The 12,283-nt window shown below is 39.6% G+C and carries 9 protein-coding genes; 6 read left to right on the top strand and 3 right to left on the bottom strand.

Annotated elements, in window-relative coordinates; all coding sequences use genetic code 11:
• Positions 1-29 precede the first annotated feature (29 nt).
• Together HMJ38_RS24490 and HMJ38_RS24485 are read left to right on the top strand one after the other, a co-directional pair.
• Positions 30-659 carry a 4'-phosphopantetheinyl transferase family protein gene (locus HMJ38_RS24490; protein WP_194977086.1) on the top strand — a complete coding sequence of 210 codons (630 nt, stop codon included), beginning with the start codon at positions 30-32 and terminating at the stop codon, positions 657-659.
• A gap of 45 nt (positions 660-704) precedes the next feature.
• Positions 705-1,289 carry a redoxin domain-containing protein gene (locus HMJ38_RS24485; protein ID WP_194977085.1) on the top strand — a complete coding sequence of 195 codons (585 nt, stop codon included), beginning with the start codon at positions 705-707 and terminating at the stop codon, positions 1,287-1,289.
• On the opposite strand, the gene HMJ38_RS24480 is transcribed toward HMJ38_RS24485, so the two are convergent.
• From HMJ38_RS24480 to HMJ38_RS24470, 3 genes are all read right to left on the bottom strand, one after another.
• On the bottom strand, positions 1,282-2,139 hold the full coding sequence (locus HMJ38_RS24480; RefSeq protein ID WP_194977084.1) for a transglutaminase-like domain-containing protein: 858 nt from the start codon (positions 2,137-2,139) through the stop codon (positions 1,282-1,284). The two genes, HMJ38_RS24485 and HMJ38_RS24480, sit on opposite strands and share 8 nt — an antisense overlap.
• Before the next feature lie 329 nt (positions 2,140-2,468).
• A complete protein-coding gene (locus tag HMJ38_RS24475) occupies positions 2,469-4,100 on the bottom strand; it encodes an acyl-CoA carboxylase subunit beta (protein WP_194977083.1) in 1,632 nt (543 codons plus the stop codon).
• A 144-nt stretch (positions 4,101-4,244) separates the two neighbouring features.
• Entirely contained in the window at positions 4,245-5,045 is an 801-nt protein-coding gene (locus HMJ38_RS24470; RefSeq protein WP_194977082.1) for an N-acetylmuramoyl-L-alanine amidase family protein, read from the bottom strand.
• A gap of 212 nt (positions 5,046-5,257) precedes the next feature.
• Here HMJ38_RS24470 and HMJ38_RS24465 point away from each other — a divergent pair, with 212 nt between their 5' ends.
• The 4 genes from HMJ38_RS24465 to HMJ38_RS24450 all read left to right on the top strand — a co-directional run bounded on the left by HMJ38_RS24465 (position 5,258) and on the right by HMJ38_RS24450 (position 12,110).
• Complete coding sequence (locus HMJ38_RS24465) at positions 5,258-7,873, top strand: putative LPS assembly protein LptD (protein WP_228780259.1); 2,616 nt, start codon at positions 5,258-5,260, stop codon at positions 7,871-7,873.
• A 146-nt stretch (positions 7,874-8,019) separates the two neighbouring features.
• Positions 8,020-8,691: a hypothetical protein gene (locus HMJ38_RS24460; protein ID WP_194977080.1), complete on the top strand. Its 672-nt coding sequence runs from the start codon at positions 8,020-8,022 to the stop codon at positions 8,689-8,691.
• A gap of 79 nt (positions 8,692-8,770) precedes the next feature.
• The gene (locus HMJ38_RS24455) at positions 8,771-10,495 is read left to right on the top strand and encodes a thiamine pyrophosphate-binding protein (RefSeq protein ID WP_194977079.1); all 1,725 of its coding nucleotides are present in this window, start codon (positions 8,771-8,773) and stop codon (positions 10,493-10,495) included.
• Positions 10,496-10,589: 94 nt separating this feature from the next.
• On the top strand, positions 10,590-12,110 hold the full coding sequence (locus tag HMJ38_RS24450; protein WP_194977078.1) for a M20/M25/M40 family metallo-hydrolase: 1,521 nt from the start codon (positions 10,590-10,592) through the stop codon (positions 12,108-12,110).
• Positions 12,111-12,283 lie beyond the last annotated feature (173 nt).

The raw sequence follows: 12,283 nt of genomic DNA, 5'->3' as shown, positions 1-12,283 counted from the left end.
CGATTATCAATTATTCCCTAAAAGGATCTATGCAAACAAAAATAGAAAAAATAAGTCCTTTATCAGCCTTGGCCATCAAGAATATTCAGGAAGTTTCGCAAAATGGTGTTGATTTTTTAAGCTTTAGAGAAAAGTTGGCATACGCCAATATTTCGCATCCGAAAAAAAAAATGGAATGGAAAAGTGCCCGGATCGCCATCAAATCTGCCATGGAATGTATTTCATTACCATATCCGGGATTTTTCAAAGATGAGCACGGAAAGTCGTATCCAATGGATGGGTTTGGCTATGTGTCCCTCACTCACACCAAAGGCTTGGCTGCTGCAATTTTTCACAAAGAAATGCCAGTAGGTATTGATATGGATTATGTAAGGGAAAAGGTTGTGCGTCTGGGGCCAAAGTTTCTTGATGAATCAGAAATGGAGTTTTTGGGAAATGATCCATTAATCCATACGATTGCATGGTCTGCAAAAGAATCCATTTTTAAATGTCAGGGTAAAAAGGGAATAAGTCTTAAACACAATATCAGGCTGTCGCCGTTTTCTTTGACGGATATGGTGATTGAAGCTAGGATTCAACATTCTGATTATTCAGATCATTTTTATAAAGTAAAAGTAGAAATAGAAAATGATATCGTGCTGACTTACACTATTTGGTAAGGACTTTGTGCTTATATTTATTTCACCAAGCAAAATAACCCCAATATGAAGCGAATCATACTTACTAACCTCCTTTTAGCAGTTACTGTCTCCCTTTGCTTTTCGCAGAGAGTTGAAAACTTTCAATTGAAAGATGCAGTAACCGGTCAGGTATTTGAATTGGATATGCATAGTAATGCGAAAGCAATAGTCTTGGTATTTACCAGTTTGAATTGTCCCTTTTCAAAGCTCTATGAGGATAGGATAATTAATCTTCAAAGCTCATTCGGCTCGGAGGGTTTTGTTTTTGCCATGATCAATCCCCATTCAGGAATTGAAGAAGAAGAGAACACAGCTTCGATCAAAAAAAGGATGGAAGAGAAAAGCATCAAATTCCCTTTTTTGGAAGATAATTCCCAATCAGTGACAAAACAATTTGGTATCACCAAATTGCCTGAGGTGGTGGTAATTACTCCAAGTCCTACGGGTTATGCAATTTCTTATAGAGGTGCGATTGACAATAACCCTCAGATAGCAGCCAATGCCAACATGAAATATCTTGAAAGTGCATTAGGTGCAATCCAAAACAGGAGAAATCCAAGCCCATCTTCCAGTAGGGCGGTAGGCTGTAATGTAAAAATGATCAATTAGGCAAATTCAAATTTTCAACAATTGCCAGTAACTCCCGGATTTCAGTTACTTTTTCGGTCTCACCTAATTTCTCAAATGCAACTGTAAGGTTTCTTAATGTCCGGATGATAATGTCTTTATTGGAGCATGGTTCAAAAAAAACATCCAAAGGTTCGATTTTTAAGTGTTCAAGGTAATTTCGAATGTCTTTTTTAGAAAAAATCAGTCCCTTATTGAAGGCATTGATGTAAAAAGTGGCGTCTGCAGATTTATAAGTCAGGACAAAAAGATTTGGAAGGTTGACCCCATATATAGGGAGCCCCAGTTTTTGGGCTACCAAAAGATAGATGGCACAAAGACTGATAGGGTTTCCTTTTTTTGTATCCAACACGTTGCTCAACATGCTGTTTCCGGGGGAATGGAAATTTTTGGTATTTGCAGAAAATCTTAAATTACTAAACAATACGCCATTGATGATGCGGACCTGCTCGTAAGGTAAAAGATCGTTTTTGAAGGCTGTCCAAACCTCGAAGTAAATCTGATGCATTTCAGCATTGATTTTCTCAAATTCAAGGTCAGGGTATTGGTAAGTATTGATAATCCATAATCCTGTCAACAGATCCTGTTCAGGGGAGTTTCTCCAATCAATTAACCTCTCTTTCAGCTGCGAAAACTGTAAATCATGAACAAGTTCTTCAATTTCTTTTTGGATTTCAGGATTGAAGCTGTCCTCCCATTTTTTTTCTAAAAATGGAATCACCTCATGTCCCAAAGAAATAATTCTATCTCTCACATGGCCTTTGACTTCCCTATCAGTATCATCCAAAAGGGAAACCAAAGCATGAAGTTCATTTTCGCTGAGTTGGTCCATAGTTTGAATAATTACTACAATTTATTAAAATTTATGATTAGTTGATACCTTGGTGGCAAACTACTTTTTTAGAAAAATCCGGAAGACCGAAGCCGGAAGACCGGTTGACAGCTTTCATCCTTCATCCTTCAATTCCATCATTCTTAATCTTAAAAGCTTCTCTTTGTCATTTCGAACGTAGAGAGAAATCTAAATCCAAGGAGGGAATAGACTTCTCCTGCCGTCGAAGTGACAAAGAGAAGTTCAATTCGAATTTAAAAGCCGATTTTGATTCATTCGTTCTTAGCTACATCCCTTTCTCCCAAATCTAAAATCTTATATCTAAAATCTCAGGTCTGAATCACCCCCACATTAAACCTCTCCGTAATCGGTGCATGATTGGCAGCTTCAATTCCCATACTGATCACTTTTCTGGTTTCCATTGGATCGATGACTCCATCAACCCAGAGTCTTGCAGCCGCATAATAAGGACTGAGCTCTTCATTGTATTTATCAGTGATTTCTTTGAGTAATTGTTCTTCCTCTTCAGGGGTGATTTTTTCTTTACCTGATTTCTTAAGTGAGGCAACTTTGATCTGCAAAAGCGTCTTGGCAGCAGAAGAACCGCTCATGACGGCCATTTGGGCAGTAGGCCAGCTATAGATCAACCTTGGGTCATAAGCTTTACCGCACATGGCATAGTTTCCTGCGCCATAAGAGTTTCCGAGAATAATGGTGAATTTCGGTACTACGGAATTAGCCATGGCATTGACCATTTTCGCACCGTCTTTGATGATACCTCCGTGTTCTGCCTTACTGCCGACCATAAAACCTGACACGTCCTGAAGAAACACCAAAGGTATTTTTCTCTGATTGCAGTTCATGATAAACCGGGCAGCTTTATCAGCTGAATCTGAGTAGATAACCCCGCCCATCTGCATTTCACCTTTCTTTGTTTTGACGATTTTACGCTGATTAGCAACGATACCAACAGCCCAGCCGTCAATCCTGGCAGTGGCACAGATCAAGGTTTTACCATAATCTTGTTTGTATTCATCAATCTCTGAATTATCCACCAATCCCTTGATGACCTCAATCATATCATAAGGCTTTACTCTATCTGATGGGAAAATGCCATACAGTTCTGCCTCGTTTTTTTCAGGTTTTTTTGGATCTATTCTGTCAAATCCTGCTTTATCAAAGGCACCAATCTTATCAAAAATCTTTCTGATGGCATCTAAGCATTCCTGATCGTTATCATATTTATTGTCCGTAACACCAGAAATCTCGCAATGGGTGGTAGCGCCACCGAGGGTTTCGTTATCTATAGATTCACCGATAGCTGCTTTGACAAGAAAAGATCCGGCTAAAAAGATAGATCCTGTTTTGTCCACAATCATAGCCTCATCGGACATGATAGGCAGATAAGCCCCGCCTGCCACACAGCTGCCCATGATAGCCGCAACCTGAACAATTCCCATGGCAGACATCTTTGCATTGTTTCGGAACTGTCTTCCAAAATGTTCTTTGTCTGGGAAAATCTTATTTTGCATGGGAAGAAATACACCTGCACTATCCACCAGATAGATAATGGGCAATCTGTTTTCCATGGCGATTTCTTGTGCTCTTAGGTTCTTTTTGGCGGTCATCGGAAACCATGCCCCGGCCTTAACAGTCGCATCGTTTGCAACTATCATGCACATCCTACCGGATACGTAGCCAATTCCAGTGACTACACCGGCAGATGGACAACCCCCCTCTTCTTTGTACATGCCATCGGCCGCAAAAGCCCCGATTTCCAAAAATTCAGTCTCAGGATCGGTTAAATAGTCGATTCTTTCCCTCGCTGTAAGCTTCCCTTTTGCATGTTCTTTTTCAATCCTTGACGTACCGCCCCCAAGCTTCACCTGCTCCAGTTTTTTCTGAAGTTGAAAAAGTTGCTGTTTGATTTGGTCTTCATTTTTGTTGAATTCGATATCCATAAAATCTTTTGGGTTTAGTTTTCTTAGAATGCTAAAATAACCTAATTAACCCAGAAGAATCAAATTGGGTTTGGAAATATACATGCTTTGACTCTGAGTATTCATGTCTATTGATGTCATGACTCAAAATCATGGCATGAATTCCTACAACGCCTCAATTTCCTCTTTATAAGCTTTGATAGATCGGTAGATGGCTGAAGCCAAATAAGTTTGCCCGTTTTTGCTATTGAGAAACCGCTCCTCAGCAGGATGTGATAAAAACCCAAGTTCAATCAATACTGAAGGCATGCTTGTGGTCCACAATACATAAAAAGGAGCTTGTTTCACTCCACGGCTTGAACGGTTTACCCTTGTCACAAAATCATTTTCTACTTTAGAAGCGAGAGATATACTATTGGATAAAAAAGCTTTTTGCATCAGGTTGAACATCATATAAGATTCCGGTGATTTGGGGTCAAAGCCTTCATAATTTTCCTCATAATTATCCTCTAAAAGAATTACAGAATTTTCTCTTTTAACAATGTCAAAATTAGCCTCAAAGTTTTTTGTTCCCATAACAAAAGTCTCTGTTCCATAAGCGGCTTTATTTGGGGCAGCATTGCAGTGTATGGAAATAAAAAGATCGGCTTTGTTTCTGTTGGCTATGTTTGGTCTTTCTTTCAGATCAATAAAGACGTCGGTCTTTCGGGTATAAATGACTTCAACCCCAGGAAGCAACTCTTCCACATATTTCCCTACTTGAAGTGCTACAGAAAGAGCCACATCTTTTTCTTTGGAAATATTTCCTACTGTTCCAGGATCTTTGCCACCATGTCCGGCATCAATTACAATGCGTTTTAGTTTGAATTCAGGAGCTCTTGAACCTGTTGGAACAAATCCAGCAAATAGCATGGAGATGGTCAATAAGGAAAATAAGAGAATATTTTTAACTTTGAATCGTTTCATGCGTATTGAATCCTATTAACTTTGCCCGAGCAAATTTCACAAATTTTTAAACAAATCAATATTATTAAGTGCGGAATAACTGGTTCCATTTGATTGTCTTCACGCTACTTTGGGTTTTCCCCCAATTTAGCTTTTCACAAATAAGAAGCCAAACAAATGTGGAGCAAAGAATAATTGCTCCTGATACTGTGCTGAACCGTCCAGAATTATTGATGCCTCCTTTGGATTCTCTTGCCATTTTATCTAGAGATACCATTCCGAGGAATGACACAACCCAGACAGTACCCCAGAGTGATATTCAAACTACCATCAATTATTACGGAGAAGACAGTATTATAACTGATTTTGTGGCCAATAAAGTATATCTCCACAAAGAGGCCTGGTTTGAATATGGTAATATCCGATTGGATGCAGACTTGATAATCATTGATTGGGAAAAAAGCGAGTTGTTTGCATCAGGGGTTACTGACAGTTTGGGTAATGTCGCCGGTAATCCGATTTTTAAAGAAGGTGCATCTACCTATGAAATCCGCAAGGAGATGCGGTATAATTTTAAAACACAAAAAGCCATTATCAAGGATGTGGTCACAGAACAGCAAGATGGACTTTTAAGAGGGCAGACGATCAAAAAGGATCAAGACGGTAGCATTTATCTTGACCATGGCTTCTATACCACTTGTAATCTTGCCGAACCTCATTGGCATATCAATGCCAATAAAATCAAATCAATCCGAGGAAAACAGGTAGTCACAGGCCCATTCAATTTGTACTTCAATGATATCCCGTTACCTGTAGGATTACCCTTTGGAATTATCCCCGATACGCCTGATGAAAAGGCATCAGGTATAGTCTTCCCCTCCTATGGACAAGAACAGGTAAGAGGGTTCTTCCTAAGGAACTTTGGTTATTACTTTGCTTTCAATGACTATGTACACACAAGGTTGACAGGAGATGTTTTTTCGAACGGGGGCTATGGTGCGAAGGCTTCGACAATTTATAAAAAGAGATATAGGTATAACGGTGGCTTTAATATTGATTACCAAAGATTCAAAAGTCCGGAAACCGAACTGAATCCAGTGGATTATAATACGATTTGGGTCAATTGGCAGCATAGTCCTGAGTCAAGAGGTAATTCCCGGTTTTCTGCTGCTGTCAACGCCGGTACCACCAATTACAACAATGTGGTGGTCAACCCCAATAGTTTTGTGCAAAATGTCAATTCTGAGTTCTCTTCCAATGTATCCTACAGCAAGACATTCACCGGTACCCCCTTTAGTATGTCTGCGAACCTGAGACATTCTCAAAATGTGCAGACCGATGAGGTTAATTTGATTTTACCGGATATTGCGGTCAACATGAACCGACAGAATCCATTTCAAAATGCCAAGTTTGAGCCTTTGAAGACATTGAATATTGCTTGGAATTTTAATTTGCAAAATTCGATCAATAATAGGATAACCCCTCCATTTGGTGTTCAAAATGAGGTGTTACAACAAGGTCAAGGAATCAGTTCGGATCAGAATATTATTCCGTTTAACTTGGCCAACCTCCCTCAATTGCTAAGGGAGGCAGACAATGGCGCCAGAAATACCATACCATTGACTTCTAATTTCACATTGTTTAAGTATTTCACAGGCACCGCTTCGATGAACTATACTGAGTTGTGGTACACTGAAAAAATCAATTTCTTTTATAATCCGGTAGAACAAAGGGTCGATAGGATTTTGGAAAACGGATTCAACAGAGTCAGTTTTTACAATACCTCGTTCAACATGAATACTAACGTTTATGGCTTTTACAATTTCAAACGAAGTAAAAAAATAGAAGCGATAAGACACCACATGCAGCCCTCTTTTGGTTTTAACTTTAACCCTGATTTTTCCAATCCAATATTCGGGTATTACCAACAAGTACAAGTTGATTCAAGTGGCAGGACGCAGTTTTTTTCCAGACATCAAGGTTTTATATTCCAAGGTGCTCCATTGGGAGAATCCAGAGCACTTAGCTTGAGTATCAGAAACGTAGTTGAAGCAAAACTAAAAACGGAAAGTGATTCTGAAGAACCAACCACCAAGAAAATACCTTTATTACAATCATTGAACATATCAACCAACTACAATTTTGCAGCTGATTCTTTCAAGCTGTCGCAGGTTAATTTTAATACAAGGACTTCATTTTTTGAAGATAAGTTATCCATTAACCTTTCCGGAAATCTTGATCCTTATGCAGAATTGATCAGGACCAATCCTGAAACAGGTGCTGTGACAGGTAGGAGACTTAATCGTTATGCGTGGCAATCAGGTCAGGGACTTGGCACAATCAGAAGTATTCAAATGAACGTCAACGGTAGTCTAAATCCCCGCGGTGCAAGCAAATCAGCAGGGGAAATGAGAGAAGATATGACCAATGACTTCTTGCAGCAAGGAGGACAATTGAATGAATTTGTTGAGGATGAAATCAGTAGAGTTATCAATGACCCCACCCAATATATAGATTGGAATATTCCATGGAATTTAGGATTTGGTTATAACATTGCCTACAACAATCAGCCTGGAAGGCCTTCCAATATAACAACAGCCATCAATATCAATGGTGACCTAAGCATTTCTGACAAGTGGAAAATTAATTTCAGTGGGGGTTATGATTTTATTACTGCACAATTGACCCAAAGTATGATTGGCATTGCGCGGGACCTTCACTGTTGGCAGATGAATGTGAGTTGGATTCCATTTGGAAGATTCACTTCCTATAACCTTGATATCCGTGTAAAATCATCGATTTTGCAGGATTTGAAGGTGTCGAGGAGGAGGAGTTTCTTTGATAGGTAGGAATTTTATTCTGATTTTTTTTCTGTCCCGTGGATTTTACAAGGATTTTATTCTTGAAAAATTAACATTAAAAATGAAAATCAAATAAAAACAAGGTATTATATTTAACCATGGATCTTTTTAGTAAATTTTAAAAATTACCCGGTATGAAAACTTTGAAACCAGCATTTTTTGCAATCCTTTTATTTATTGGAATTTATGGTTGTTTGCCCAAAGATGACTTTCAGGATCCTGTGATAGAGGAGGATGATACAGTGATCTTGAAAGAAACGGTATATAGAGAGGCACTGGTGTGGCCTGCTTTTTCTGAAACTACTGATCCGAATTTGGATACTTCTTGGTCTTGGACGGAAGGGTTTTATCTTGATGTTTTCAGTTATGTTCAGTCTATTGGAGATTCATCTAAAATTACCTTCCCTTGGTATACGCAGGGAAATCCGATGAATATTAATAATCCTGATATGAAACCTGAAGATGGATGGCAATTTGCATTCAGGGATTTTGGAAATTCATCAAGAATTGTTCCCATGCCCTATTTTGCTTTGTATAATTCCCGAACAGGGGTGCTTAAAGTTTTTATTTATAATGCACAAAACATAGGGACAAGTTATTTTCTGGGAAACTTGGCATTAAACGTAGGCCCTCAGATTTTTTTTATACCTGAGCCATCAAGAGCCAAAGCAAATCAATATGATGGTTGGATAAATTTGGAATACAAAATCCCAAATCTAAAGGTGCCATTTGATAGAGAGGAAACTTTTGTTAAGGTTACATTGATGGGAATCCAAGAATGGGTTTTAAGTGGAGTTCAAAGCTAAAGCGTCAACTCTAAATTGTTAAATTTTTTTCATTTTTAATTTCTATCCTTTCCACCTGATATTTATTATCTTTCCTTCTATGAACGGAGGAGAAATAATTGCCAGGGTACTCAAGAATCAAGGAGTCAAGTACCTGTTCACACTATGTGGAGGACACATTTCCCCCATTTTTGTAGGAGCCGAGAATTTGGGAATAAAGGTCATCGATACCCGAAATGAAGCCACAGCTGTATTCGCAGCCGATGGAATCGGAAGACTTACCGGAATTCCGGGGGTGGTGGCAGTGACAGCCGGTCCCGGATTGACCAATACTGTCACAGCCATCAAAAATGCCCAAATGGCCCAATCCCCATTGATATTATTGGGAGGTGCAGCAGCAACCATGTTGAAGGGTAGGGGGGCATTACAGGATATTGACCAATTGAGTATCATGAAGCCTATCGTCAAATGGGCTGTGTCTATCAAAAAAGTCAAAGAAATTGGCCCCAAGATGGAAAAAGCTTTTCAGGTGGCGCAGGCAGGAGTTCCAGGTCCGGTTTTTATCGAATGCCCGATTGATACTCTTTATCCTGAGAAGATGGTGAAGGAGTGGTATGGGGCCAAAAGCAGTAAAAGCTCCAAATCCATAAAAGATAAAGTCATTCAATGGTATATTCAAAGACATGCCAAGAAGCTATTTAAAGACTCGGATAAAACAGTTTTTAATTTGAATCCTCCCCAACCCACATATCCCAAAAACAAAACTGCCGATTTGGATAAAGCTATGAACTTGATCAAAAAGGCCAAAAGACCTTTGATGATTTTGGGAAGTGGTGCGATGCTTCAGCCCATAAAATCCAATAGACTGTTAGCTTCTTTAGATAATTTGGGAATTCCACTGTACCTAAGTGGAACGGGCAGGGGACTATTGGGAAGAAACGGAAGGTTACATATCCGCCACAAGAGAAAAGAGGCCATCAAGGAAGCTGACCTTATCATTCTTGCAGGAGTCCCCAATGACTTTAGGTTGGATTTTGGAAACCACATCGGTGGCAGGAAATTCATCTCCATCAATCGAAGCAAAACAGACCTGTTTCTCAATAAGAAACCCAGTCTTCCAATCCATGCTGATCCATGTGATTTTATAATTGAGCTTGCTTCCAAAACACATGTCAATCCTCAGGATTGGTTGGAACAACTGAGGAAAAGGGATGAAAAAAGGGATGTAGAAATCAAGATGCAATCCAAAGAAAATACCGAGGGCTTGAATCCAATTCAATTGTTGTCTGAATTGGAAACGCTATTGGATGATAATACTGTTTTGGTGGCTGATGGGGGTGATTTCGTTGCGACGGCCTCTTATGTCCTAAAGGCAAGACAACCGCTTTCATGGTTGGATCCCGGTGCTTACGGCACCTTGGGTGTTGGTGCGGGATTTGCGATTGCCGCAGCTTTGGTTTATCCTGACAGGCCGGTTTGGATTTTGTATGGGGATGGCAGCGCCGGCTATTCTCTGATGGAATTCGATACTTTCCAGAGACATGGACTGGGCATTACCGCCTTGATCGGAAATGATGCCTGCTGGACGCAAATAGCAAGAGATCAGATTGAATTTTTGGGTTCGGATTGTGCTGTGATGTTGGAAACATCTGATTATGATAAGATTCCTTATGCATTTGGAGCGGAAGGGGAAAGAGTGGAGTCTATGGATGAATTTGTAAAATCAGTCCAAAAAGCCAAAGAAAGTAACCGACAAGAAAAGTCATTTTTGATCAATGCTGTGATTGGCAAGACCGATTTTAGAAAGGGGTCTATTTCGGTATGAAATTTAATATCATCCACTTCAAATAAATCAGTTTTTTTTAATACCCACTTTGACTTATCTTTTCAACTTCATCCATTACTTACAATTCCAAGTCATGAAAAATACATTATACCTTTTCGGATTGCTTTTATTTTCACCATTCCTTCTTTTTGCCCAAAGTAAAAAAGCCATCAATCTTGATGAGGTGACGGATAAGCATTTTCTAAACGGAATTGAAATCCTCAACAGTATCTTATCCATGCCCAATGATTCAAATGATCCGGAGCAGTTGGTCGCCAATATTGAATGGTGTGAGGACAATTTCGAGAAAAGGCAATGGAAAACGGAAAGATTGGAAACTGCCGGCTTCCCCATGCTTTTGGCAGAAAGGAATATCCCTAAAGCTAAAAAGACCGTGCTTTTTTATTTTCATATAGACGGTCAGCCTGTAGATAGAAAGCGTTGGGAACAGGAAGATCCATATAAGCCTGTTTTGAAAAAGCAAAATTCTTCAGGAAAGTGGGAAATCATTCCTATGGAAACCCTTCATAATACATATGATCCTGAGTGGCGGATATTTGCAAGGTCATCATCTGATGACAAGGGACCTTTGGCTATGTTTCTGACCGCTTGGGATGCTATGGTCGAGAACAACAAAATGCCAAATTACAATGTAAAAGTGATTTTGGATTTTGAGGAAGAAATAGGTTCTCCCCATCTACCTGCAGCAATTAATAAACATAAGGAGAAACTTGCTGCGAATATGGTATTGATCATGGATGGGCCAAGACATTTGAGCAATGAACCGACGTTGAGTTTCGGAGCAAGGGGAATTTCTCAGTTTACTTTGAAAGTCTTCGGTCCAAGAGCAGCACAGCATTCAGGGCATTATGGGAATTATGCACCAAACCCGGCTTTCAGGATGACTCAATTGTTGGCATCCATGAAAGATGATGGAGGAAGGGTGACCATTCCCGGTTTTTATGATGGAATCATACTCACAGATGAGGAGAAAAAGATTTTGGACCAGGTGCCGGATGATGAAAATGAAATCAAAAGTAAGCTGGGAATTGGCAGTACCGATAAAGTCGGAAATACTTATCAGGAATCCTTGCAATATCCATCCTTAAATATCAGGGGCTTATCCTCAGGTTGGGTCGGTGATGAGGTGAGGACCATTGTTCCTGCTGATGCAACTGCTGAGATAGATGTACGTTTGGTTCCAGAAAGTGATCCTGAAAGGCTTTTTTCTTTGATCCGAAAGCATATTGAAGGTCAAGGATACCACATTCTCGAAAATGACCCTACTGATGAAGAAAGAGCAAAATATCCAAAATTGGTCAAATGGGAAGGAAGTATTTCCTACAAAGCTTTTAGAACCCCGTTTGATTCAGAGCCTGGAATTTGGTTGAATAAAGCCATGAACCGTGCATTTGGAAAGGATCCCATCAGGAAAAGAATCAGTGGCGGATCTTTACCCATAGCTCCTTTTGTCGATGCTTTGAATGTCCCTGCTGTAACAGTGGTGACTGTCAATGCAGACAACAACCAACATGGCCCCAATGAAAATATCAGATTGGGAAATTACAAAGAGGGGATTAAGACGGCTTTGGCGATTTTGACGGAGGAGTTGTAAGGTAAATGCAAGTATAGATACATCAAGACAAGTACAACTATTTAGAAAGACTTGTCCTTGTCACCTCGACGTCAGGAGAGGTCTTTGGTCACCTTTTAGGGAGAAGATTTCTCCAGCCGTCGAAATGAATTGTGTTTAAAGTCAAGTATTGATCCAAATATTATTTTGCAATA

Source organism: Aquiflexum lacus, from assembly GCF_015476655.1.
GTDB classification, from domain to species: Bacteria; Bacteroidota; Bacteroidia; order Cytophagales; family Cyclobacteriaceae; genus Aquiflexum; species Aquiflexum lacus.
This window is presented reverse-complemented; position numbering and strand designations above follow the sequence as displayed.